18 protein-coding genes are annotated in these 25,144 nt (G+C 71.2%); 5 read left to right on the top strand and 13 right to left on the bottom strand.

Annotated elements, in window-relative coordinates:
* The first annotated feature begins 591 nt into the window (after positions 1-591).
* On the top strand, positions 592-1,905 hold the full coding sequence (locus RC1_RS15020; protein ID WP_234703783.1) for a ribonuclease J: 1,314 nt from the start codon (positions 592-594) through the stop codon (positions 1,903-1,905).
* 72 nt (positions 1,906-1,977) lie between these two features.
* Here the strand turns inward: RC1_RS15020 and RC1_RS15015 are convergent, their stop codons facing one another.
* Together RC1_RS15015 and rpmB are read right to left on the bottom strand one after the other, a co-directional pair.
* The gene (locus RC1_RS15015) at positions 1,978-2,757 is read right to left on the bottom strand and encodes a queuosine precursor transporter (RefSeq protein ID WP_012568285.1); all 780 of its coding nucleotides are present in this window, start codon (positions 2,755-2,757) and stop codon (positions 1,978-1,980) included.
* Between the two features lie 19 nt (positions 2,758-2,776).
* Entirely contained in the window at positions 2,777-3,076 is a 300-nt protein-coding gene (rpmB, locus tag RC1_RS15010; protein ID WP_012568284.1) for a 50S ribosomal protein L28, read from the bottom strand.
* 474 nt (positions 3,077-3,550) lie between these two features.
* On the opposite strand from rpmB, the gene RC1_RS15005 reads away from it, so the two are divergent.
* Positions 3,551-4,705, top strand: a complete 1,155-nt coding sequence (locus RC1_RS15005) for an XRE family transcriptional regulator (protein ID WP_012568283.1) — start codon at positions 3,551-3,553, stop codon at positions 4,703-4,705.
* Positions 4,705-5,199, top strand: a complete 495-nt coding sequence (locus RC1_RS15000) for a DUF4411 family protein (RefSeq protein ID WP_012568282.1) — start codon at positions 4,705-4,707, stop codon at positions 5,197-5,199. The genes RC1_RS15005 and RC1_RS15000 overlap by 1 nt, the downstream gene beginning before the upstream one ends.
* A gap of 230 nt (positions 5,200-5,429) precedes the next feature.
* Here RC1_RS15000 and RC1_RS14995 read toward each other — a convergent pair whose 3' ends face one another.
* From RC1_RS14995 to RC1_RS14985, 3 genes are all read right to left on the bottom strand, one after another.
* A complete protein-coding gene (locus RC1_RS14995; protein WP_012568280.1) occupies positions 5,430-7,109 on the bottom strand; it encodes an amidohydrolase in 1,680 nt (559 codons plus the stop codon).
* 155 nt (positions 7,110-7,264) lie between these two features.
* Positions 7,265-7,978: a class II aldolase/adducin family protein gene (locus tag RC1_RS14990; protein WP_012568279.1), complete on the bottom strand. Its 714-nt coding sequence runs from the start codon at positions 7,976-7,978 to the stop codon at positions 7,265-7,267.
* On the bottom strand, positions 7,975-8,529 hold the full coding sequence (locus tag RC1_RS14985; RefSeq protein WP_148213474.1) for an SH3 domain-containing protein: 555 nt from the start codon (positions 8,527-8,529) through the stop codon (positions 7,975-7,977). The genes RC1_RS14990 and RC1_RS14985 overlap by 4 nt, the downstream gene beginning before the upstream one ends.
* Before the next feature lie 206 nt (positions 8,530-8,735).
* Here RC1_RS14985 and RC1_RS14980 point away from each other — a divergent pair, with 206 nt between their 5' ends.
* Positions 8,736-9,725 (top strand): 2-hydroxyacid dehydrogenase, encoded by a 990-nt coding sequence (locus RC1_RS14980; RefSeq protein ID WP_012568277.1) that lies wholly within the window; start codon positions 8,736-8,738, stop codon positions 9,723-9,725.
* A gap of 84 nt (positions 9,726-9,809) precedes the next feature.
* On the opposite strand, the gene RC1_RS14975 is transcribed toward RC1_RS14980, so the two are convergent.
* Positions 9,810-17,372 carry a DUF4347 domain-containing protein gene (locus tag RC1_RS14975; protein ID WP_083759337.1) on the bottom strand — a complete coding sequence of 2,521 codons (7,563 nt, stop codon included), beginning with the start codon at positions 17,370-17,372 and terminating at the stop codon, positions 9,810-9,812.
* 301 nt (positions 17,373-17,673) lie between these two features.
* The gene (gene ggt / locus RC1_RS14970) at positions 17,674-19,464 is read right to left on the bottom strand and encodes a gamma-glutamyltransferase (protein ID WP_012568275.1); all 1,791 of its coding nucleotides are present in this window, start codon (positions 19,462-19,464) and stop codon (positions 17,674-17,676) included.
* A 239-nt stretch (positions 19,465-19,703) separates the two neighbouring features.
* Between ggt and RC1_RS14965 the strand changes: the two genes are divergently transcribed.
* The gene (locus tag RC1_RS14965) at positions 19,704-20,678 is read left to right on the top strand and encodes an oxygenase MpaB family protein (protein ID WP_012568274.1); all 975 of its coding nucleotides are present in this window, start codon (positions 19,704-19,706) and stop codon (positions 20,676-20,678) included.
* Positions 20,679-20,706: 28 nt separating this feature from the next.
* On the opposite strand, the gene RC1_RS14960 is transcribed toward RC1_RS14965, so the two are convergent.
* The 6 genes from RC1_RS14960 to RC1_RS14935 form a co-directional block, all read right to left on the bottom strand.
* Positions 20,707-21,024, bottom strand: a complete 318-nt coding sequence (locus RC1_RS14960; RefSeq protein WP_012568273.1) for a BrnA antitoxin family protein — start codon at positions 21,022-21,024, stop codon at positions 20,707-20,709.
* The gene (locus RC1_RS14955) at positions 21,005-21,268 is read right to left on the bottom strand and encodes a BrnT family toxin (RefSeq protein ID WP_234703782.1); all 264 of its coding nucleotides are present in this window, start codon (positions 21,266-21,268) and stop codon (positions 21,005-21,007) included. Before RC1_RS14955 ends, RC1_RS14960 begins: the two co-directional genes overlap by 20 nt.
* A 96-nt stretch (positions 21,269-21,364) precedes the next feature.
* On the bottom strand, positions 21,365-21,562 hold the full coding sequence (locus RC1_RS14950) for a hypothetical protein (RefSeq protein WP_012568271.1): 198 nt from the start codon (positions 21,560-21,562) through the stop codon (positions 21,365-21,367).
* Between the two features lie 441 nt (positions 21,563-22,003).
* Entirely contained in the window at positions 22,004-22,777 is a 774-nt protein-coding gene (locus tag RC1_RS14945; RefSeq protein ID WP_012568270.1) for an amino acid ABC transporter ATP-binding protein, read from the bottom strand.
* Positions 22,778-22,850: 73 nt separating this feature from the next.
* A complete protein-coding gene (locus RC1_RS14940) occupies positions 22,851-23,948 on the bottom strand; it encodes an amino acid ABC transporter permease (protein WP_012568269.1) in 1,098 nt (365 codons plus the stop codon).
* 1 nt (position 23,949) lies between these two features.
* Positions 23,950-25,140, bottom strand: a complete 1,191-nt coding sequence (locus tag RC1_RS14935; protein WP_012568268.1) for an amino acid ABC transporter permease — start codon at positions 25,138-25,140, stop codon at positions 23,950-23,952.
* Positions 25,141-25,144: the final 4 nt, after the last annotated feature.

Raw genomic sequence — 25,144 nt, 5'->3', positions numbered from 1 at the left:
CCCGGACTCGCAGGCTCTGATCCTGCAGGGGCCAGGGAGTGAGGAATCGGACGGCGGCGTCCCTCCCGGCCCCATTCCGGTTCCGGACCGTACCCGCCGCAGGCCCTGACGGCCTGCGCGAACGGTCTGCCGCCCGGCCTCCCTTGCGGGGTCGGTCGCGGCACCCGGGTCCGGGCCGTTCAGCACCGCCATGGCGGTGCCCCCTTTCCGCGTCGCCCTCCGGCGGCGCACGCCCTGCCGGCAGCGTCGAATGCCGGCACACGGCCAACCGCGGGAACACGCGCCCCGCGGCCGGTGCCAGAGACGAAGCGCGGAAGAGACAGGCGCCGCGGAAACGCGGGACACGGAAGCGGGCGCCACCCCGTTCCCACCCCGGGAACGGCGGAGAACGACGAACGGTCAGAAACGAAAGACTGCATGACATTCCTGCATGGGCGGCGCGCTGCGCCGCGTGGGACCGCGCCGAAGAGACAGCGCCGGTCCGCTCCGGCCCGCACCCCCGAGACGGGGGCCGGCCGCACGATCCCGGGTCCGGTCCCGGGCGCCGACGAGATCCTTTTCCTTCCGCTGGGCGGCTGTTCCCGCATCGGCATGAACATGACGCTGTACGGCCACGCCGGCAAATGGCTGATCGTGGACGCGGGCGTCGCCTTCCTGGGCGACGACCAGCCCGGCCTGGACGCCGTGATGGCCGATCCGACCTTCATCGAGGAGCGGATGGCCGACGTGGTCGGGCTGGTGGTGACGCATGCCCATGAGGACCATGTGGGCGCCATCCAGCACCTCTGGCCGCGCCTCGACTGCCCGATCTACGCCACCGACTTCGCCGCCCACGTCATCCGCGAGCGGCTGAAGGAGACCGGCACGACCCGGCAGGTGCGCCTGCACCCGCTGCCGATCGGCGGCGAGATCGCGCTGGGCCCGTTCCGGGTGCAGACGATCGCCGTCACCCACTCCATCCCGGAGCCGGTGGCGCTGGCCATCCACACGGCGGCGGGCACCATCCTGCACACCGGCGACTGGAAGTTCGACGACAGCCCGCTGGTCGGCCACACCACCGACGTGGAGGCGCTGCGCCGGCTGGGCGACGAGGGCGTGCTGGCGATGCTGTGCGACAGCACCAACAGCATGGTCGAGGGCAGCACGGCGTCGGAGGCGAAGGCCCATGCCGGGCTGACCGCCGCCTTCGCCGGGCGCAAGGGCACCATCGCCGTCACCGGCTTCGCCAGCAATGTCCACCGCATGAAGGCGGTGGCGCTGGCGGCCAAGGCCAACGGCCGCCGGGTCGTGCTGGCCGGCCGCTCGCTGCTGCGCATGGAGAAGGCGGCGCGGGCCTGCGGCTATCTGGAGGACATTCCCGAGTTCCTGAGCCTGGACCAGGCGGCATCGCTGCCGCGGCGGGAGCTGGTGCTGCTCTGCACCGGCAGCCAGGGCGAGGAGCGCGCCGCCATGAGCCGCATCGCCCGCGGCGAGCACCGCTCGCTGCGGCTGGCGAAGGGCGACACGGTGATCTTCTCCGCCCGCGCCATCCCCGGCAACGAGGAGGCGATCGCCGCCGTCGTCCGCCATCTTGAGACGGCGGGCGTGGAGGTTCTGACGCCCTCGGACGCGCCGGTCCATGTCTCCGGCCATCCGGCGCGGGAGGACCTGAAGCGGATGTACGGGTTGGTCCGGCCCCGCTTCGCCGTGCCCGTCCACGGCACGCTGGAGCATCTGGAGGCGCACGCCCGTCTGGCCCGGAGCTGCGGCGTCGAACGCGCCCTGGTGCCGGAGGACGGCGACGTCATCCGGCTGGCCGCGAAGGGCACGGCCGTCGTCGGCCGGGTGGACCCGAAGCGTCTGGCCCATGACGGGCGGGACCTGCTGCCCTGGTCGCCCGAGGAGGATCTGGCGCTGGCGGCCTGACCGCCGGCGCCCCTTCCCCATCCCCGGTCAGGCGCTCCCGGTCCAGGCGCCCCCCGGTCAGGCACCCCCCTGTCAGGTGGCGGGGAGCTGCCGCCCGAGCGCCCGGCGGGAAAGGTACATGAAGGGCGTGTCCAGCACCGAAAGCGCCACGCGCAGCAGGTAGGTGCCCAGGATGTAGGTGAAGAGCAGCGCCTCCAGCCCCACGGGCTCGGGCGCGAAGACGACCCAGGCCAGCACGCTGAAGATCACGTTGTCCACCAGGCTGGACAGCATGGTCGAGCCGTTGTTGCGCAGCCAGAGATGCCGGCCGCCGGTGGCGCCGCGCAGGCGCTGGTAGACCCAGACATCGAAGATCTGGCTGGTCAGGTAGGCGGTCATGCCCGCCGCGAACAGCGCCGGCGCGGGCGTGAACAGCGCCGCCATGTGGTCCTGCATGGGCAGCGCCCAGGCCATCTCCGCCCCCGCCTGATCGGGCGTCAGCGGCGGGAAGCCGAGCGTCAGCAGCATCATGCAGGTGAACAGCAGATAGCCGGCGAAGCCCATGAAGATGCCGCGCCGGGCCGCGTCCCGCCCGAAATGCTCGGTCAGGATGTCGGTCGCCAGATAGGTCGAGCTGAACAGCACGGTGCCGAGCGCGACCGGGTGCGCGTAGAGGCCGAACTGCACGGCCTTCAGCACCTCGACATTCGCGCCGATCACGGCCACGGCGATGTAGAGCTGCAACCCCGCCGCCCCGAACAGGCGCCCCATCAGCAGGATGGCGCCGAAACAGAAAACGGCCTGGAGCAGGAGCAGAAGCTCCGGCGGCAGGCCGTTCAGCAGGGCGACGAGGTCGGCAGGGGAGAGGGACACGGCCCCCCGCCCCGGCGGATCAGGCCGTGGCCTTCTTCGCCTCGATCGCCTTCTGGATCTGCTTCTTCACCCGGCGGGCGTCCTGGTTCAGGCGCGCGTCCGGAATGTCGAGCAGGGCCGCGTCCAGACCACCCTTGTGCTCGATGGTGCGGATGCCGTTCGTGGACAGGCGCAGACGGACCATGCGGCCGAGCGTGTCGGACAGGAGCGAGGTCTCCTGCAGGTTCGGCAGCCAGCGGCGGCGGGACTTGTTGTTGGCGTGGCTGACGTTGTTGCCGGTCTGCACACCCTTGCCGGTGACGGCGCACTTGCGGGACATCGGAACACCTTTATTGGTCGGGCGACTTTATGGGTCGGGCGACGTCACCGCTGTACCGGGGAGAGGTCGCGCGGAAACACGAAAACCGTCCCGCCGTGCGCAGGAACGCGCGGCGGAGAGCGCGGTATCTAGCCGAGACGGTGGGGAGAGTCAAGAGACCCTGGCCGCTGGCAGTTCCCCGACCCGAGCTTTCCGTTGCAAGCAGTTCGACGCGGCAAGGGACCTGGACACCGGGGCCTCGTCATCGGCTTCGGAACCGCCCGGCTCTCGAAAACTGACGGAGGATCGTCACACGCTGTGATCGACTTGCAAGAAACTGCTGCGCCGCGATCGCCCCTGTCGCTGTCATCCCCGGCGGGCTCAATGAGTCCACCACCCAAGGTTCGGCCGGCGAATGTTGTTCCGCTCTGGGCAGATCCTCATTGAGTGATGTAGCGTCTATCGTGGTGTTCCGGAAAGAGTGACCTTCTACAGATGAGCGAGGCACTGGTCAGTCCAGAGATTCTGCGCTGGGCACGGGAGCGGGCCGGCTTGCCCGTGGATGCGCTCGCAAAGAAACTGGGGACGACCGCCGAGACTGTACTGGACTGGGAAGGGGGCGCCGCGAGGCCCACTTTCCGACAGGCGGAACGGTTCGCAGACGCCGCCCATGTCCCCTTTGGATACCTGTTCCTGCCGGAACCGCCCGAAGAGGTCCTGCCCATTCCCGACCTGCGGACCGTGGGCGACGCGCCGCGGCGGCGCTTCAGCCTGGACTTCATGGACCTCTTGCGGGATGTGCTGCAGAAGCAGGACTGGTACAGGGAGCACCTGATCGAGATCGGCGCCCCGCGAAAGGCGTTCGTCGGCCGGTTCGGTCCGGACGCGCAGGCGGAGACCGTGGCCGCGGATATCCGGGACACGTTGCAGATCGCCACCGTCCAGCGATCCACACGAACACCGGAGGAGTTCATCACGGAGCTGTCGGAGGCCAGCGAGACCGCGGGTGTCTGGGTGATGCGGACAGGCTATGTGGGGAGCAACACCCATCGCACCTTCACCGTGGAGGAGTTCCGCGGCTTCGCCATCGTGGATGATTATGCGCCCCTGGTTTTCGTCAACGGCCGTGATGCCAAGGCCGCCCAGGCGTTCACCCTGGCGCACGAACTGGCCCACATCTGGGTCGGTCAGAGCGGCGTCTCCAATCCCGGCCTTGATGCGCCGCAGACGCTGGATGTCGAGCGGTTCTGCAATATCATAGCGGCCGAAGTGCTTGTGCCTGCCGCCGAGCTTGACCGGGTCTGGAGCCGAACGGACTCGGTCGAGGCCAACGCCTCCTGGTTGTCCCGCACCTTCAAGGTCAGTCGGATCGTGATCGCACGCCGCGCCCTTGACCTCAGGTTGATTGACCGCGCAGAGTTCTTTGCGTTTTACCAGCAGGAAGTGCGCCGCTGGCAGAAAATCGAGTCCAGTGGCGGGGGCGATTTCTACCTGAACATGCCCGTCAAGAACGGAAAACAGTTCACCAGAGCGGTGCTCAACAGCGCCATGAGCGGACACCTCCTGCTGCGCGAGGCGGGAGCACTGCTGCACATGAAGCCGGCGCAGGTGAAGGATCTCTACCGCCGGCAGATGATGGTGACGAGCTGATGTTCCTGACGGACGCCAACGTGTTCATCGAGGCCAAGAACCGGTATTACGACTTCGACATATGCCCGGGATTCTGGGACTGGATGGATGCGCAGGTGCCGGAAATGAAGGTCTGCAGCATCAAGCCTGTCTACGACGAGTTGGCCGGCGGCGGCGACAGCCTCTCCCGATGGGTGAAGGACCGCAGAGCCGACGGCCGCTTCCTCAAGGTGGATGACGTGGCGGCGCAGACCTTTTTCGCCAGGGTGGCTGCGACCGTCCAAGCCGGCGCTTTCAAGCCAGAGGCCAAGGCCCAGTTCCTCTCTGGCGCCGACCCATGGTTGGTGGCAAAGGCCGGCGCCATCGGGGCTACAGTCGTGACGCAGGAGAAGTATCAGGCTGGCGCACAACGCCGGGTCCCGCTGCCCAACATCTGTCAGGCGTTCGGCGTGCCCTATATCGATACCTTCGAGCTGCTGAAGCAGGGTGCTGCAAAATTCAGGATTGCCGTGTAACGGCAGAACGAGCGTAGATGTCGCTCACTGGAACGATCGCTCAGGATATGGATCAGGGTTGTCTGTGGCTGAGCGACGCGCAGTTCTCATGGCCTGAGCCGTTACGGGGCTTGCGCATCCAACGCCAGCCCCCCTTGAGCACGAGCCCTTGCCGTTGGTTCCGGCGATGCGCAGTGATCCGGCTTCTGAACCATGTCCAAAGCAAACGGTCCTGAACTGAGCCGCTCTCCTCACCAGCCCTCGGCACGATAGGCGATGGTGCCGTCCACCACGGTCAGCAGCGCGCGGGCCTTCGGGATCTCTTCCACGGGCACGGTCATCAGGTCGGCGGAGAAGACGGTCAGGTCCGCCTTCTTGCCGACGGCGATGCTGCCGAGATCCCGTTCCTGGAAGGCGGCATGGGCCGGGGCCAGGGTGAACAGCCGCAGCGCGGCCTGCCGGTCGAGCGCCTGTTCCGGATGCCAGCCGGGACCGCTGAAGCCCGAGAGGTCGCGCCGCGCCACGGCGGCGTAGAACTCGATGCGGGGGTCGCCCACCTCCACCGGCGCGTCGGAGCCGCCGGCGACCACCGCCCCGCTCTCCAGCAGGCTGCGCCACGCATAGGAATCGCCCAGCCGGGCGCTCTCCGGCCCCAGCCGGGCCGGGGCGAAGTGCAGGTCGCCGATGGCGTGGCTGGGCTGCATGGAGGCGATGACGCCCAGCCCGGCGAAGCGCGGCCGGTCGGCCGGGGCGACGATCTGGGCATGCTCCACCCGCCAGCGCGGGTCCGCCAGCGCCCGCTCCGCCGCCGGCACGGCGGCGAAGGCGGCTTGGTAGGCGTCCAGCACCAGCCGGTTGGCGCGGTCGCCGATGGCGTGGGTGGCGACCTGGATGCCGGATTTCAGCGCCGCGGCCAGGAAGGGGGCCGTCTCCGCCGGGTCCAGCAGGACGAGGCCGCGGCCCGGCGCGTCGGCATAGGGCTCCAGCAGCGCCGCGCCGCGCGACCCCAGCGCACCGTCCGCGAACAGCTTGACGCCGCGGGTGACGATGCGGCCGTCGCCGCTCTGCCGCGGTCCCTCGGCCACCAGCCGCTCGCCGTCGATGCGGCGGACCAGATTGTAGACGCGCAGGGGCAGCGCCCCCTCGGCCAGCAGCGCCTCCTGGATCGGCACGTCCTCCAGCGGCGTGCCCATGGTGTGGACGCCGGTCCAGCCCAGCCGGGCATAGAGCGCCGCGCCCTCGGCATAGGCGCGGCGGCGCTCCTCCACCGTCGGTTCCTTGCGCAGCCCGGCGACCAGCGACATGGCGGTGTCGATCAGCATGCCGGTGGGCCGGCCCTCGGCATCGCGCAGGATCTCGCCGCCCTCCGGCGCCGCCGTGTCCGCGTCGATCCCGGCGGCGCGCAGGGCGGCGCTGTTCGCCACCAGGGCGTGGCCGTCGGCGCGGGTCAGCAGCACCGGCAGGTCCGGCGCCACGGTGTCCAGGTCCTGGCGGGTGGGAAAGCGCTGCTCCGGCCAGTGCGTCTCGATCCAGCCGCCGCCGGTCAGCAGGCTGCCGGGCGGCTGCCGGGCCACCCGCGCCGCCACGGTGGCGAGCAGCGCGGCGAGCGACGGCTCCCTGGACAGGTCCAGCGACAGGGCGCGCTGGCCGACGCCGTCCAGATGCATGTGCGCGTCGGTGAAGCCGGGGAACAGCGCCGCCCCGCGCAGGTCCACCACCTGCGTGGCCGGGCCGACCAGGGCCTGGGCCCCGGCCCGCGGGCCGGCATGCACGATGCGCCCGTCGCGCACCGCCACCGCCTCCACGTCGGGGGTCGCCTCCTCCGCCGTGTGGATCGGCCCGCCCCAGAACACCAGATCGGCCGGCTCCTGCGCGGCCGCTGGCGTCGCCAGCAGCAGTCCGCCCAGGAGCGTGCGCAGAAGTCCCCGCATGCCCGTCGTTCCCCCGTCCGTGGTCGCCTGTCGCTCGTCTGTCGGTCGTCTGTCGGTCGTCTGTCGGTCGTCCCGTGCCGATGCCCCGCCCGTCCGGGTCAGAGACTCGGAGTCTTAACCGCTGCCGGGGGGAGCGTCGAGGGGCCGCGGGCCGCTCAGCCGTCCAGCCGGTGGGGGAAGCCCAGCACGGCGTCGTCCGCGGCCGTGCGCTCGGCCGCCGGCTTGCCGTAGGCGGCGAAGCGGCGGGTCACCTCCGCCATCTCCGCCTCGGACAGGATCACCGGCTCGCCCAGGCTGCGGGCGTGCCAGTACTGCCGGGCCAGCGCCTCCACCTCCACCGCGAGGTCGAGCGCCTTCTCCAGCGTGGCGCCATAGGCGATCTGGCCGTGGTTGGCCAGCAGGCAGGCGCGGCGCGGGCCCAGCGCCGCCAGCATGGCGTCGGACAGTTCCTGCGTGCCGAAGGTGGCATAGTCCGCCAGCTCGATGGAGGTCCCGCCGGCCATGGCGACCATGTAGTGGAAGGCCGGGATGCGCAGGCGCAGGCAGGCCAGAGCCGTGGCGGCGGTGGAATGCACATGCACCACCGCTCCCGCCTCCGGCCGGTGCCGGTAGATGTCGCGGTGCAGGCGCCATTCACTGGACGGGCGGAGATCGCCGCGGTAGCCGCCGTCCAGCGTGACCGGCACCAGCATGTCCGGCGTCATCGCCTCATAGGCCACGCCCGACGGGGTGACCAGGAAGCCCTGCGCCGTCCGCACGCTGACATTGCCCGACCGGCCCTGGTTGATGCCCAGCGCGTTGAGCGCCTGGGCCGCGCGCAGCAGGGCCGCCCGGGCGCCCGCCTCGCTCTCGTCCGTCCTGCTCCTCAATCCTTGACCTCCTCGTCGGGGTAGACGCCCCAGAACTCGCCGCGGCGCAGCCAGCCCTCGATGCCCTGCGCCTCGACCCGGCACCAGTCGCCCTTGCAGTAGTTCAGCCGCCCCATGACTCCGGGTTCGGCCTGCGCCACCGCGGGCGACGAACCGCCCGGCTCCTGCCGCAGGGTGCGGATGTCGCCGGTGACGACGAAGCTGCGGCGGCCGACCAGCATGGAACGGTGGACCCAGCCCTGGGTGCCCTCCCAGTCGCGGATGCGGCGCCAGGTGTCGAACTCGGCCGTGATCTCCACCGGCATGCCGGCGCGCACGAACACCCAGTCCACCGGATAGCGCACGCCGGGGCCGGTGCGCAGGTTCACCTCGTCCGAGCGCAGGGTGGCGAAACGGGGGATCGGCAGGCCGCTGCGCACCACCGCATCGGGCCGCGGATCGGCCTCCTGCTGCGGTTCGTCCTGCGCCGCGGCCGGTGCCGGGAACGCCGGCACGGCCAGCAGCAGCAGGGCGGGAAGAGCCAGGGATTTCAGAACGGACCTGAGAGCCATCGCCTTCTGACGCATGTTTCCGGATCGGGCCGAACCCTGCCCCGCCGGCCGGGCGGGGTCAAGGGAGGGCTGGGGCCGCGCGCCGCCTGGACAATCCGCCGCCGCCGCTGATACTTCCATGCCGCCGCCCGGGGCGGGGCCGCCGGGGGGCGGCGCCCGCAGCACAGGGCGGGCAGGACAGGGCCCCCAGGGAAGGAAGCCGCGCCATGCCGGATCGCAAGCGCCCGCTGGTCATCGTCACGCGCAAGCTGCCCGACGTCATCGAGACCCGGATGATGGAGCTGTTCGAGACGCGGCTGAACCTGGACGATACGCCCCTGACCCGCGAGCATCTCCTGGATGCCGCGGCGCAGGCCGACGTGCTGGTCCCCACCGTCACCGACCGCATCGACGCCGAGGTGATCGCCGCCGCCGGCCCGCGGCTGAAGCTGATCGCCAATTTCGGCAACGGCGTGGACCATATCGACCTGAAGGCGGCGCGCGAGCGCGGCATCAGCGTGACGAACACGCCGGGCGTGCTGACCGAGGACACGGCCGACATGACCATGGCCCTGATCCTGGCCGTGGCCCGCCGGCTGACGGAGGGGGAACGGCTGGTCCGCTCGGGCCGCTGGACCGGCTGGGGGCCGACGAACATGCTGGGCTCGCGCCTGGGCGGCAAGCGGCTGGGCATCGTCGGCATGGGCCGGATCGGTCAGGCGCTGGCCCGCCGCGCCCGCGGCTTCGGCCTCTCGATCCACTACCACAACCGCCGCCGCGTCCACCCGGAGATCGAGGCCGAGCTGGACGCGACCTACTGGGAGAGCCTGGACCAGATGCTGGCGCGGGTGGACATCGTGTCCATCAACTGCCCGCGCACGCCGGCGACCTACCACCTGCTGAACGCGCGCCGGCTGAAGCTGCTGAAGCCCAGCGCCATCGTCGTGAACACCAGCCGCGGCGAGGCCATCGACGAGGGCACGCTGGCCGGCATGCTGCAACGGCGCGAGATCGCCGGGGCCGGCCTGGACGTGTTCGAGCAGGAACCGGACGTGGACCCCAAGCTGCTGAAGCTGGACAACGTGGTGCTGCTGCCGCACCTGGGCAGCGCCACCTATGAGAGCCGCGTGGACATGGGGGAGAAGGTCATCGTCAACGTGAAGACCTTCGTGGACGGCCACCCCCCGCCCGACCGCGTCATCACGACGGAGTTCTGACGGGGGGAGTTCTGACGGGGGGTAGTTCTGCAGGGGGCGCCCCGGCGTGCGGGGCGCCCCTTGGTCTCGGGTCGGGCGAGCCCGTCAGGCGAGCCAGAGGCCGGTGTCTGCGGCGGTGGCGATGCGGTCTTCGCCGATGCCCCAGACGAGCCAGTGGCGCAGGGGATCGATGCCGGCGTCGGCGACATCGGGGTTGCGCTGCAGATAGGCCGACAGGTCGAACCAGGCGGAGGGATCGCGGTCCTCGCGCCAGCCGAACGCCAGATAGTGCTCGTAGCCCGAGTGGAACTGCCCGGCCTCCACCGCGACGCGCACGTCGGCCCAGCGGGCCAGGTACGCCTCCTCGTCGAACAGCGGGGTCGGGTCGCGCCCCTCGGCCTGACCGAACGCCAGATAGTGCTCCAGGCCGCTCTGGAACCGGCCGTCCGCCACCGCGGCCCGCACGTCCGCCCACTGGGCGAGGTAGAAGGCCTCGTCGAACGCCCCGCCGCCGTCCGGCTGCACCGCCTCGAAGCGCACCGGCAGGGTGACATAGACCACCTGGTCGTCGAACCGGATCAGCTCGACCCCGCTGGCCACGTCCGTGCCCGTTGCCGCCCCGCTCAGCCGCACGCCCCAGGGTCCCGTCGCCTCCAGCGTCACCGCCGAGCGCGCCGCCTCGATGCGGACGACATCGACCCCCGAGCCGCCGTCGATCGTGTCGTCCCCCGTCCCGCCGGAGAGACGGTCATACCCCTCCCCGCCGAACACGCTGTCATTGCCCTCGTCGCCGTAGAGCAGGTCGCGGCCCTCCCCCGACCCCACCGTGTCGTCGCCGCCGCCGCCGCGCAGCGTGTCGTCGTCCGGGCCGAGCCGGATGTACTGCCGCGCATCGTCCCCGATCACCACGTTCGACCCGGTGCCCCCGGTCACGAACACGCTGCCCGTCACAACCGCATAGTCAACGTCGCGCAGTTCGATGTTCGTCCCCGACGGCAGCGAGCGGCCATCGATCACCACCGCCGTGACCATCCCCGACGTGTCGGTCGAGGTCGGCACCGAGAGGAGGATCGGCTGACCGGGCGGTGTCGTGCTGCCCGCCGTCAGCGTCGGCGTCACCGTCCGCAGCGTCACCGGCGTGCTCCCGGGCAGCACCGTCGACAGGCCCGCCAGATCGACCGTGCCGGTCGATACCGTGCCGGCCGCCTGGATGCGCCCGGCCTCCACCCCCGCCGCCGCGGAGAGTTCCGCCAGGGTCAGCGTCGTCGCCCCCGAGGCCTGCAGCCCGACCCCCACCGGCAGCGTCGCCACCAGGACAGGCGCACTGCTGCTGCCGCCCAGCCGGATGTCCGCGTTCGCCGTCGGCGTGCCGCTGACATCCTGGCGGCTGGTCGGAACCGGCGCCACCACGACCTGCTCCACCGGCCGCCCGGTCAGGCTGTCGCTGCCGCTGCCGCGGCCCACCGACACCCCGTCCTCCGTGGCCGTCACCGTCGTCGGAACCACCGGCGGCGGCGCCGGCAGCACCGGGGTCGGCGGCGGCGGCGGCGGCAGCGGCGGCGGCGGCGGTGCCGGCGGGATCACCACCACAGGCGGCGGCGGAGGCGGCGGCGTCTCCGGATCGGGAGCCTGGGTCACCGCGATCGTGAAGTTCTGCGAGGCGGTCAGCCCGCCCTTGTCGGTGACCTGCACGGTGATCGAATGGCTGGTCGCCCCGGCAACGCTCAGCAGGCTCCCGTCCTTCACCGTCACCACGCCGGTGCCGGCGTTGATCTGGAAGCGCCCGCCGGCATCGTCGGTCAGGCTGTAGGTCAGGCTGCCGCCGCCGGGATCGGCCCCCACCGCGGTGAGCCCCACGGCCGTGCCGGTCGCCGACTTCTCCTGCACCGTGTTGGCGGCGGCGTTGCCGTCGCTGATCCCGGTCGGGGCGGCGTTCACGAGGTCGATGGTATAGGCCTGGGTGCTGCTGGCACCCTGGGCGTCCGTGCCCGTCACGGTGATGGTGTGGCTGGTGGCCGTCTCATAGTCGATCAGGCTGCCGTCCTTCACCGTCACCACGCCCGTGCTGGCGTCGATCTGGAAGCGCCCGCCGGCATCGTCGGACAGGGTGTAGGTCACCGTGCCCGTACCGGGATCGACCGCCCTGGCGGTGATGCCGACGGCCGTGCCGGCGGCCGCGCCTTCCGTCACCTTGTTGTCGGCGGCGTTCTGGTCGGTCCAGGTGCCGGGCGCCACGTTACCGACCGCGACCTTGAAGGTCTGGGTGGTGGAGAGGCCGCCCGCATCCTGCGCCTTCACGGTGATGGTGTGGCTGGCCGCCAGGTCGATGTCCAGCAGGCTGCCGTCCAGCACCGTCACCACGCCCGTGGTGTCGTCGATCTGGAAGCGGCCGCCGGCATCGTCGGTCAGGCTGTAGGTCAGGCTGCCGCCGCCGGGATCGCTGCCCTTCGCGGTGAGGCCGATGGCCGTGCCGGCCGCGGCCCCTTCCGGCGCCATGGTGGTGGCGGCATCGCTGTCGGTGATGGCGGTCGGGGCGGCGTTGGTGACGGCGATGGTGAAGGTCTGGGTGCTGGACTGGGCGGGGCTGCCGTTGTCCGTGGCCTTCACGGTGATGTCGTGGCTGGTCGCCGTCTCATAGTCGATCAGGCTGGCGTCCTTCACCGTCACCACGCCCGTGCTGGCGTCGATCTGGAAGCGCCCGCCGGCATCGTCCGTCAGGCTCCAGGTGATGGTGCCGCTCTCGGGATCGGTGGCCGTGGCGGTGATGCCCACCGTGGCCCCCGCGGCCGCCCCTTCGGCCACGCTGTCCTTCGCGGCGTCGCTGTCCGTGGGGGTGGAGGGGGCGTCGTTCACGGCCGTGACCGTGATGCTGGCCGAGGCGGTCGCGGCGGAGAAGGCGGAGGTGCCGGTGCCCGCCCCGGTGGTGTCGGCGGTGCCGCCGGCCGTACCGCTGCTGCCGTCCCAGGCCCGGAAGGTGAGGCCGGTGCCGGTGCCGCTGAAATCCGCGTTCGGCACGAAGCGCACGAGGTCGGTCGGCCCCAGAAGCCGGGCCGTCCCCTCGGCGGGGCTGCCGAAGGCGGTCCAGCTCCCCGCCCCGACCTTGTACTGCCAGGTGCCGTCCGTGCTGCTGGCCGCCGTCACGGCGATGCCCGGCGTGTCGCCGTCGGGATCGGTCACGGTGCCGCTGCCCGAGGCCAGCAGGTCGGCGACGGTGGTGCCCGTGTTGTCCCCCGTCGCCACGTCCTCCAGCACGCCGGTCAGGCTGCGGGCCTGGGTGCCCAGGGTGGGGGCGTCGTTCTCCGCCGTGATGGTGACCGTGCGGGTGATGGTCGTCTCGTACCCGCCCTCGTTCTTGAGCGCGAGCGCGAGCGTCCGGGTTTCGGCCGGGGTGTCGGAGGTATTCTGATACCGGATGGACTGGAGGATGTCGGTGACGATGGCGTCGTTCGCCAGAGCCGTCAGCGCGATCTTCAGACCGTTCCCGGCACCGCCGTTCAGCGAGGCATCGATGGTGCCGTAGACGTCGGCGTCGTTCTTGATCTGGTTGCCGTCGATGGTGAACAACGCGCCATCCACCAGGGTGATCACGTCGGACGTCGTGCCGCCGCTGCCGTAGCTGAGCCGGAGGTAGCCGCCGTCCCAGTCACCGCTGGCGTCGCTCACGATGGCGTCCCCGTCCAGCACCACGGCGGCGCTGTTCAGGGCGTTCTCGCCATAGGTGGCGGTCTTGTCGAAGCCGGTGATGACCGGCGCGGGCGCCGTCTCGAAATTGAAGGTCGTGCCGTCCGCGATGGCGGCGACGGCGTTGCCGGCCGCATCGGTGAAGAAACCGGCGCTCCAGGCCACCGAATAGGTGGTGTTCACGTCCAGGGCGGCGCCGGGGTCCAGCGTGATCGTGTCGGTCCCGAAGCCGGAGAGCTGCGTGCTGTCGAAGGCGATCGTGCGCGGCCCGCCGGAATCGCCCGTCAGGACCAGCGTGCCGGCGGCACCGCGCTGCACCACTTCCGCGAACTTGAACTGGATGGCATTGCCCGGGCTGATGCCGGTGGCGTTGTCGGCCGGGGTGGAGGAGCCCGGCTGGAAGGCCGGCGCCGTGCGGTCGAAGGTGACGGTCAGGCCGGCGGAGTCGTCGCTCCCGTTCCCGGCCTCGTCCTCCTGGGAAACGGTGAAGACGACCGCGCCGGAAAGGCTGCTGACATCGATGTTCTTGAAGCTGTAGGCGCCGCTGCCGTCCGCCGTGACGGTGCCCAGCGAGACGCCGCCCGCATAGAGCGTGACGGTGGCGTTGGCCTCGGCATCGCTGCCGGTGATGGTCACCGTCGTGGCGTTGGTGATGTCGTCGCTGCTGCTGCTGCCGCTGTCGGACCCCACCGCGAGGTCCGGTGCGCTGGCGGGGGCGGCCGGCGCCTTGGTGTCGATGGCGAAGGCGTCCGTCGCCGTGTGGGTCGCGGCCAGGGTGTTGCCGGCCAGGTCCTTGGCGCCGGAGACCTGGATGTCGATGCCGTCGATCTCGGCATCCGTGTCGGTCACGGTGTAGGTCGCCGTGTAGGTCTTGTCGCTGTTGCTCCAGGCGCCCGACGCGAAGGCCAGCCCCGCCGCCGCCGGGTCGGCGAAGGTCAGGGTCGGCGCCGTGCCGGTGTCCATCTCCGAGTCGAAGGTCACCGCCACGGTGAAGCTGCCGCCGGCGACCGTCGCCTCCGTCACCGTCGTCGTACCGGGCGTCACCGTGCTGACGGTGGGGGCCGTGCGGTCGATCGTCACCGCCAGGGGGGCCGAGGCGGCGCTGTCCAGGCCGCCGGCGGTCTGCATGGAGCGGAAGTTATGGCTGCCGTCCGCGATGCCGGAGGCATCGACCGTCACCGACCAGGAGCGATTGGCGTTGGCGGTGGCGGTGCCGGTCGCCTCGCCCACGTCATAGCTGCCGTTGTTGTTGGCGTCATGGAAGACGCGCACGGTGGCGCCGAGATACGCATCGCCGCCGGTGAAGGTCAGGCTGGTGGCGCTGGTCAGGTTGTCGCTGTTGCTCACGCCGGTGTCGCTGGCGGCCGACAGGTCAGGCGTCTCCGGCATGTCCGGGGTGACGGTGATGCTCAGCACCTCGTCGTAGGTCAGGCCGCCGGCGTCGGTCGCGCGGACACGGATCGAATAGACGCCCGGGTCCACGGGCATGGGGGTGAGCAGTTCGTCCTCGAAGATGTCGAAGTTGCCGTTGCCGGTGTCGCCGGTGCCGCTGGCGAGCGACCAGGTCAGGGTGTCCCCCGCATCCGGATCGGTGCCGGTCAGCGTCCCCACCGCGTTGACCATGCCCGTTTTGCCGGCGGCGATGCTGCTGGCGCTGATCGCCAGATCGGTCGGCGCCTCGTTCGCGTCCGTCACGGTGACGGTGATCGTCCGGTCCGTCGTGTTGCCGATCGCGTCGGCGGCGCGGACCGTGACGACGTAGGTGTTGTTGCCGGCGGTGTCGCCCGTGTCCTGCGGGGTTTCGAAATCCGGCGCCGCCGTGAAGGCGAGATCGGCGCCCGTCAGGCTGAACAGGTCCTTATCGGCCCCGCCGACGATGAAATAGGTGACAGGGCCGGTCGTGTCCGTGGCCGCCAGCGTCTGCACGGCCGTCGCATTCTCCGCCACCGAGGCGGTGGTGCCGGAAGTGAAGGCCGGCCCGGCCAGATCAACGGTATGGGTGCCGCCGGTGGTGAAGCCGCCCGAGATGTCGTTGGAACCGCCGTCCTTGATGCCGGTGCCGCTGCCCTTGAGGTCCAGCCGCAGCGTGCCGTCGCCGCTGAGGCTGTTCACCGTGACGGTATAGGTGGTGCCGGAGCCGACGATGCTGGCGATGCTGCCGCCGGCCGTGCCGGTCGCCGTCAGGCTGAAATCCGTGGTATCGACCCCCGTCACGGCCTCGCTGAAGGTGACGGTGTAGTCGATGGAGCTGGCATTCTCCGCCGGGGTGCCGTCAACGGCGATGCCCTGCACCGACGGCGCCACCTGATCCACCGTGTGGATCGTGCCCGTGGTGTAGCCGGCGGCGATGGCGTTGGCGCCGCCGTCCAGGATGCCGGTGCCGCTGCCGTTCAGGTCCAGCCGCAGCGTGCCGGCGCCGCTGATGCCGTTGACGGTAACGGTGTAGCTGCTGCCGGAGCCGGTGACGCTGGCGATGGTGCCGGCGGCGGTGCCGGTGGTCGTCAGGGTGAAGTCCGCGTCATCGACCCCCGTCACGCTTTCGCTGAAGGTGACGATGTAGCTGATCGAGGCGGCATTCCCGGCCGGGGCGCCGTCCAGGATGATGTTCTGAACCGAGGGCGGAGTCTGGTCGGCGATGGTGAAGTTGGGGAAGTCCGTCACGAAGTCGTAGTTCGCCGCGTCGGTGCCGATCCAGTTCGTGCGGTCGGTGATGGCGGCCAGCAGGCTGGCCGCGTCGCCCGTCGTCGTCCCGCTGTAGCGCAGATTGTCATAGCCGTAGGGAATGCCGCCGACGGTCGATCCCGTTACGGCCGTGCCGGTCAGGACGACCTGATACTTGGCATCCAGACCCGGCGGGGCGTAGGAGACCCGCTGGTCGGTGTTGTCGCTGGTCGCCCAGGAACCGTTGCTCGGATAGTTGGAAGCGGTCTGCCCGCTGTTGAAGGCGAAGATGAAGGTGGCGCCGGACACGGTGCCCGCGGTGCCCTGGTAGACGAAGACCTGATCGCCGTTGCTGTTCCAGGTGCCCGATGTGCCGCCGATGCTGCCGCTGACGCCGGTGACGGCGTTGCCCGCCTCGTCCGTCATCGTTGCGGTGCCGGAGGTGGACCCCGTGACCATGAAGACGCTGCCGGCCGCGATGTCGCTCGGCGTCGTCCAGGTCATGTGCCCTTCGTTCGAGGCATTGACCGTGAAGACGCCATTGGAATCGATGCCGGCATCGGTGAAGTGGATGGCGGTGCCCGAGCCGATGTCGCGCAGCACGACGAAGGCGAAGGTGTTGGCGTAGGTCCCGGTGTCCATGTTGGCGCCGATGATGGCGATGTCACCGGGGCTGAGCGTCGTCGCCGCGAGTTGGTGGCCGTAAGCGTCCGCCGCGGCGGTCAGCACGGAGACGGTGCCGACCTCCCCCACGCTCTTCTCCAGGTCCCAGTCGGCCCCGGCGGCGGTGCCGCCCGTGGCGTCGGTGGAGGCGGCGACGTCCGCCCCGGTGCCGCGGGCCAGCGCCGCCAGCAGGGCGTCGCCCTCCGTCCCGGCGCCCAGGTCGCAGCCGTAGAGCAGGATGTCGCCGTCCGCATCGAGCGCCGAGCCGATGGCGGCGAGCTGGTCGCCGCGCGCCTCCAGCCCCTCAGGGCTGAGCATCGCGTTGCCGAGTGTCAGCCGCCCGTCATCGCCGTGGCTGATGATGTGGATGGCGTCGATGCCTGTGCGGCCGGCCAGCGCGTCCGCGATCTGGGTCAGGCCGTCGCGGGCGGGGTCGATCAGCACGACCTCCACCCCCGGCTTCACGGCGTCGCGCAGGACCTGCCAGTCCGTCACGCCCGTGTCGATGAAGACGATCTCCGTCCGGCCGGGTTCCGTCCCGATGCCGGAGAGGTCCATGGAAAGCGATGATCCGTCGAGGGGGGGCGGCAGCGGGTCAAGGGCGTGCGTCAGGCGCCCTTCCTGGGTGTGGAGGGCTTCGAGGGAACCAGTGACCATGCGCATGATGGAATTCCCGGACGGGTTATCGCTTCGGTGGCGGCTCCGGCAAGAAACCACCCCCCCGCACGAACTATATCAGGCCTGAAAACTATCCGGAATTCCCATTCTGGTCGTATATTGTGACAAGCCCCCCTGTTTCATTGAACACTCATCCCATCGGTCATATGACTTGCCCGGCCGCAAGGGAAGGCGGGCGCCGTCCTTCGGAGGGGGGCGTTTCCACCCTTGCCCCCTGCCGCCGCTGCGCCCCCCCTGGCGCCCCCCTGGCGCCCGGGCCGGCCAGGGCGTATTCCACGCCGCCGCCTCAGTACCCCGCCGCGTGGCCGTCCACCCGCATCTCCGTGGCGCCGCGATAGACGCCCATCACCGGATCGCGCTGGATCGCCTCGTAGCTGCCGTAATGGGTGCCGGGGCGGACGGAGACGTCATGGCCGCGGCGCTTCAGCTCCGCCAGCACGGCCGGGTCGATGCCGCCCTCCAGCCACAGGTCGCCGCCGTCGGTCATGGCCGCGGCCGGGCCGCTGACCGGCTCCGGGCTGCCGTCGTGCTGCCAGCGGGCGGCGTCGCCCGCGGCCTGCACGTTCATGCCGAAGTCGATCATGTTCACCAGCACCTGAACGTGCCCCTGCGGCTGCATCGCCCCGCCCATGACGCCGTAGGCCAGCCAGGGCCTGCCGTCCTTCGTGACGAAGCCGGGGATGATGGTGTGGAAGGGCCGCTTGCCCGGCGCGTAGACGTTGGGGTGGCCGGGCTCCAGGCTGAACTGCTCGCCGCGGTCCTGCAGCATGAAGCCCAGCCCGTCCGGCACGAGGCCGGAGCCCATGCCGCGGTAGTTGGACTGGATCAGGCTGACCATCATGCCGTCCTTGTCGGCCGTGGTCAGGTAGATGGTGTCGTGGCTTTCCGGCATGCGGCCGGCCGGCACCTCCGTCGCCGCCCGGTCCATCCGGATCAGGCCGCGGCGCTCCTGGGCATAATCCTTGGAAACCAGGGTCTTCAGCGGGATGGCGGCGAAATCGGGGTCGGCGTAGTAGCGGGCGCGGTCGGCGAAGGCCAGTTTCTTCGCCTCCACCATCACATGGATGGCGTCGGCCGAGTTGTGGCCCATGGCCTTGAGGTCGTAGCCCTCCAGGATGTTCAGCATCTGCAGCACGGCAAGGCCCTGGCCGTTGGGCGGGATCTGCCAGACGTCGTAGCCGCGGTAGGAGGTGCTGACCGGCTCGACCCAGGCGCCCTGGTGGGCCGCGAAGTCCTCATACCGCAGGGCGCCGCCGATGCGCTTCATGTAGGCGTCGATGGTGCGGGCGACGGGACCCTTGTAGAAGGCGTCGCGCCCGCCCTTCGCCACCGTTTCCAGCGTGTCCGCCAGATCGGGGTTGTTCCACATCTGCCCGGCCACGGGCGGCCTGCCGTCGCGGGTGAAGGTGCGGAGCATGTTCTCCGTCTCCTCCACGTCCGGCTGCGCGGCCAGCCGGGCGACGTTGCGCGCCCAGCCCTGGGCGATGAAGGGCGACAGCGGGAAACCTTCGCGCGCGTAGCGGATGGCGGGGGCCAGCACCTGCTCCATCGGCAGCCGGCCGAAACGGCCGTGCAGCGCGAACCAGCCGTCCACCGCCCCCGGCACGGTGACCGGCAGGCTGCCGAAGCCGGGGATGCTGTCGCGGCCGCCCAGCCGCGCCTTGAGCTGTTCCAGCGTCTGGCCGCGCGGCGACCGGCCGGAGCCGTTGTAGCCGTAGAGCTTCCCCTCCTTCGGGTCCCAGACCAGGGCGAACAGGTCGCCGCCCATGCCGTTGCCGGTCGGCTCCATCAGGCCCAGCGCGGCGTTGGCGGCGATGGCCGCGTCCACGGCGCTGCCGCCTTCCTTCAGGATGTCCAGCGCGACCTGGGTCGCCAGCGGCTGGCTGGTGGCGGCCATGCCGTTGCGGGCGATGATCTCGCTGCGGCCCTGGAAGTTGGGTCCGACCAGCCGGTCGCCGCGGCCCGGCTGGGCCACGGGCGCGTCCGCCGCCGTCGCGGCCGCCGTGAGCGCCAGCCCCGCCGCCAGGGTCAGGACCAGAAACGCCGCGCGCCGCGGCCTCGCCAGAAATTCGAGCATCGTCGTTGCGCCTTCCCGTTCATCGTCTCTTGCTTTCCGGACGCCGGGGCCTCCGGTCCCTTCCTGTATGCCCCCTTCCGCCGCCCGCGACCAGCCAGGCGCGACCGGCCGGGCGCGACCGGCCGGGCGCCACAGGGGGAGGCTGGCGGCGGAGCCTTCCCCCGATGCGCCGGCCCCGGCCGGTGGACGGCGGCGCGGCCGGCCCCATCCTTGCTGGCAGACCCTTGCCACGGGAAACCATGCCGCCCGACCGTCCACCCCCCTCCGGTCCCGACTCCGGTCCCGTCACGGCGGCGGACCTGGAGGCGCTGCTGCGCGCATCGGTGGCGGAGGGGCCGGGCGATCCCGCCGGCCTGTTCGACCCCGACGGCGCGCTCTGGCAGGTGGACCGGGAGGCGCTGCTGTTCCTGGGGGCGGGCCGCGCGCTGCTGCTGCAACTGGCGCACCCGTGGGTGGCGGCGGGGGTGGCGGCGCATTCGGTGGCGCTGGACGACCCGCTGGGCCGCTTCCACCGCACCTTCGGCATCGTCTTCGCCCTGGTGTTCGGCAGCGTGGCCCAGGCGGAGGCCGCGGCCCGGCGGCTGCACCGGCGGCACGCGGCCGTGACCGGCCGGCTGCCCGGGGCGGCGGGGCCGTTCGCCGCCGGCTCGCCCTACCGGGCGAACGATCCGGCGGCGCTGGCCTGGGTGCATGCCACCCTGGCGGACACGGCGCTGCTGGTCCACGACCGGGTGCTGCCGCCGCTGCCGGCGGAGCGCCGGGACCTGTACTGGCGGGAGCAGCGCCGGCTGGCGCGGCTGTTCGGCATCCGGGCGGAGGACCTGCCGCCCGACTGGGAGGCGTTCCAGGCCGGCTGCCGCGCCGCCTGGGACGGGCCGCTGCTGACGGTGACGCCGGAAGCGCGGCATGTCGCGGAGAGCCTGTTCCGCGGCCGCCGGCCCTGGCTGCGGACGCCGCGATGGTTGCTGGACGTGACCGCCGTGCTGCTGCCGGAGCGGCTGGCGCACGGCTTCGGGCTGGTGCCCGACGCGCGGACGCGCGAGCGGGCGGAGCGGGCGCTGGACCGGGTGCGGCGCAGCTATCCGCGGCTGCCCGGGCGGCTGCGCTTCGTCGCCCCCTACCAGGAGGCGCGCGCCCGCCTGGACGGCCGCCCCGCCCCCGACCTCGGCACCCGCACCCTCAACCGCCTCTGGATCGGGCGGGACCGGCTGTAGGGGGCGAGCCGCCCGGAACGCCCGCCGGTCAGTCGGTGCGGTGCTGGTCCATGTAGGCGCGCAGGGCGGCGTTGATGCGCGTCTGATAGCCCCGCCCGCCGGCGGCGTGGTCGCGGAACCAGTGCAGCACGTCGGCATCCAGCCGGATCGTCACCACCTCCTTGACGGGGCGGTACAGCGACGGCGGGCCGCGCCGCGCCCGGGACCAGTCGTGGACCTCCGGCATCTCCGTCAGGTCGATCTCCTCGTCCCGCAGGGCCGCGAGCGCCCGGATCTGGTCCCGGAGCGGGTCCGGGAGATCGGCAGCGGGCGCCGCGGGGGCAGCGTCAGCCCTGTCCTTCTTCATAGGCCCGTCTCTCATGCGATGTCGCCCGCCGGGCGGAGATGATGCGGCCGACGGGATCGGGATCATCCTCATCGGGCCAGGTATGGACGATGAAGAGAACCACCCCGGCGATACCGGCCAGCGTGGTCCAGCGGTCGCCGTCGGGATGCGGGTCGGGCTGTGTCGCCAGATGGGGATCCCCCAGGGCGACCGCCGCCAGTTCGAATGAAACCCTGTGAACCCGCAGGTTCCGGCGCGCCTTCACAGAATCCCATGTCCAGCGCATCCCGCCGCGGTCCGCCACCCCGTCGTATTGACGGAAATGTATTTACGTAACCCCGCGGAGTCAACCGCAGGGCCGTCAGGCGGCGAGTCCGGAGGCGGCGGGCGTGGCCGGCTCCGCCGCGGCACGGGCGGCGGCGAGGCGGGCGGCGGCGAGACGGGCGGTGGTGGCGGCGATCAGGGTCCGGACCTCGTCCGGGTGGACGCCGTCGCGCGCCATCACGAGCCGCACCAGCGGGTCGTCCAGCATCTCGGAGAGGGTCGGTTCGCGTTCCATGCTCGTGCTCCCTGGGCTCGTGTGCCCCCCTGGACTCATGCCCCCGGGACCGGCGGCCCCCGCCCCCCGGACGTCCCCCCGTGCCGTCGCCGGCACCATGCCCGTGCCGCATGACAGGCGCATGTCCCCGATGTGAAGTTCTGCGGATGAAATCCGGGGCAGCGCCAGCGGACGGCCGCAGTGCAGCATTTCCATGCCCGGACAGGGCCGCCCTCCCTTCAATACTATGCCGGCCCGCGGAAGACAAAACCGCAGGAGGATGAGGGTTTTACTCTCCGGTAACCATCCGGAAGGGCGGAGGGGGAGCCACGGTCACTTCCCGGAACTCGCACAGCCGGGACGGGTGCGCCCGTCCCGGTCCCGCCGGGTGGTGGCGGCAGACGGGCGGCAGACGGGCGGCAGACGGGCGGACGCCCCCTGCCCCGCGTCAGTGGCGAGATGTCAGTGGCTGAGGATCTGGCCCAGGAACAGGCGGGTGCGCTCGTTCTTCGGGTTGGCGAAGAACTCCTCCGGCGGGGCCTGTTCCACGATCTCGCCGCGGTCCATGAAGATCACGCGGTCGGCGACCTGCCGGGCGAAGCCCATCTCGTGCGTCACCACCAGCATGGTGATGCCGCCCTGGGCGAGGTCGGTCATCACGTCCAGCACCTCCTTCACCATCTCGGGGTCGAGCGCGCTGGTCGGCTCGTCGAACAGCAGGATGTTGGGGTTCATGCAGAGCGCGCGGGCGATGGCGACGCGCTGCTGCTGCCCGCCGGAAAGCTGGCCGGGGAACTTGGCCGCCTGCTCGGGGATGCGCACCCGCTCCAGATAGCGCAGGGCCGCAGCCTCGGCCTCGGCGCGCGGGGTCTTCTTCACCCAGACCGGGGCGAGGGTGCAGTTCTCCAGCACCGTCAGGTGCGGGAACAGGTTGAACTGCTGGAACACCATGCCGACGTCGCGGCGGATCGCCTCGATGTTGCGCACGTCGTTGGACAGCTCGATCCCGTCCACGACGATGCGGCCGGCCTGATGCTCCTCCAGCCGGTTGATGCAGCGGATCAGGGTGGACTTGCCCGATCCCGAGGGGCCGCAGATGACGATGCGCTCGCCCTTGGTCACGGTCAGGTCGATGTCGCGCAGGACATGGAAGTCCCCGTACCACTTGTTGACGCCGCGCAGCTCGATGATCGGCTCGCCGGGGGCCAGGGTGACGGGGGTCGGAAGGGCGGTCATCGGGGCGGCTCCGGTACGGTGTCGGCTCGGCGGGAAACGGAAGAGGCGGCAGGGGCGGCGGCAGGGGAACCCGTCACCGCCTGCGCCCCTGCGAGAAGGTGCGCTCCAGATGCATGCTGTAGCGCGACAGGGCGAAGCAGAAGGTGAAGTAGATCGCGGCCACGAACAGGTAGGCCTCCTTGTAGAAGCCGCGCCAGGCCGGGTCGGTCAGCGCCGTCTTGGCCGTGGACAGCAGGTCCATCAGCCCGATGATGATGACAAGGCTGGTGTCCTTGAAGAAACCGATGAAGGTGTTGACCAGCGGCGGGATCACCAGACCCAGCGCCTGGGGCAGGATGATCAGCCGGGTCCGCTGCCAGTAGCTGAGCCCGAGTGCTGCGGCAGCCTCGTACTGGCCCTTGGGGATGGCCTGCAGGCCGCCGCGCACCACCTCGGCCAGATAGGCGGCGGCGAACAGGATCAGCCCGACCTGCGCCCGCAGCAGCTTGTCCACCGTCACGCCCTGCGGCAGGAACAGCGGGAACATCACGCTGGCCATGAACAGGATGCTGATCAGCGGCACCCCGCGCACCGCCTCGATGTAGACGACGCAGATCGCCTTCACCACGGGCAGGTCGCCGGTGCGGCCCAGCGCCAGCAGGATGCTGAAGGGGAAGGCCACGGCCAGCCCGACGACGGCCAGCGCCAGCGTCAGCGGCAGACCGCCCCAGCGCGCCGTCGGCACGTAGTCCAGCCCGGCGAAGCCGCCGAACATGAGCGCGCCCGCGACGCCCAGCCCCAGGCCCCAGACCAGCAGCAGCGGCCGGCCCCAGAGCCGGCGGTCGGCCGAGGCCAGCAGCATGGCGATCACCGCCAGCATGGCGACCGCGGGCCGCCAGTGCTGCTGGTAGGGATAGGTGCCGAACAGGATGAAGCGGGCCTTCTCCGCGATGAAGGCCCAGCAGGCCCCGCCCGCCTGCCGGCAGGCCGCGGCGTCGTCCGCGATCCAGACGGCGTCGCGCAGGGCCCAGGCGATGACGCCCGGGAGCGCCTGCGCCGCCACCCAGAGCACGAGCAGGGTCAGCAGCGCGTTGTACCAGGTGGAGAACAGGTTGGCCCGCATCCAGGCCAGGGGACCGGACCGCGGCGGCCGGGGCGGCGCGACCGGGGCGGCGGCATGCTCCTGGGTCATCTCACCGCTCCTTCAGCGCGATCCGGGCGTTGTACCAGTTCATCAGCAGCGACAGCGCGATGCTGATCGTCAGGTACACGGCCATGACGGCGGCCACGCCTTCGAGCGCCTGGCCGGTCTGGTTGATCGTCGTGTTCACGATGGAGACGAAGTCGGGATAGCCGATCGCCACCGCCAGCGAACTGTTCTTGGTCAGGTTCAGGTACTGGCTGGTGGTCGGCGGCACGATCACCCGCAGCGCCTGCGGCAGCACCACCAGCCGCATCGTCTGCCCGCCCGACAGGCCCAGGGCGCGGGCCGCCTCGGTCTGGCCCTGCGGCACCGCCAGGATGCCGCTGCGCACGATCTCCCCGATGAAGGCGGCGGTGTAGGCGACCAGCCCGAACAGCAGCGCCGACAGCTCCGGCGTCAGCGTGGCGCCGCCGGCGAAGTTGAAGCCGCGCAGCTCGGGCACGTCCAGCGGGGCGCCCAGCGCCAGCAGCACCAGCGCCGGCAGCCCCGCCACCAGCCCGGTGCCGATGGTCCCCATGGGCAGGCGCCGGCCCGTGGCCGCCTGCCGCCGCCGGTTCCAGAACGACAGAGCGACCGTCAGCGCGATGCCGGCCAGCAGCGCGTAGAGCGCCAGCTCCCAGCCGCCGCCCTCGCCCGGGGCCGGCAGCTTCAGGCCCCGGTTGGAGAGGAAGACACCCGGCACCGGCTCCAGCGCCTGCCGCGGCCCCGGCAGCGCCTCCGTCAGCAGCCCGTACCAGAGGAAGAGCTGCAGCAGCAGCGGCACGTTGCGCACCACCTCGACATAGCCGGCCGACAGCTTCGCCACCAGCCAGTTGCCCGACAGCCGGGCGATGCCCAGCAGCACGCCCAGCACGGTGGCCAGCACGATGCCGATGGCCGCCACCTTCAGCGTGTTCAGGATGCCGACCAGGAAGGCCCGGCCGTAGGTGTCGGTCGGGGAATAGGGGATCGGCGCCTCCCCGACATGGAAGCCGGCGGGCATGTCCAGGAATCCGTAGCCGGTGGCGACGGCCTGCCGGGCGAGGTTCTCCATCGTGTTGGAGACCAGATACCAGGCCACGAGCCCCAGCAGCAGGGCCACCCCGGCCTGCCACAGCACGGCACGGACGAAGGGGTCGTTCAACGACAGCCGCCGCCGCACCGGCGGCGCGGCGGCATCACGCGGAGCCGATGAGGTCACGGTC

Origin of the sequence: Rhodospirillum centenum SW (genome assembly GCF_000016185.1) — a bacterium.
GTDB classification, from domain to species: Bacteria; Pseudomonadota; Alphaproteobacteria; order Azospirillales; family Azospirillaceae; genus Rhodocista; species Rhodocista centena.
Note: the sequence above shows the minus strand (reverse complement) of the source record. Positions and strands in the feature narration are given on the sequence as shown.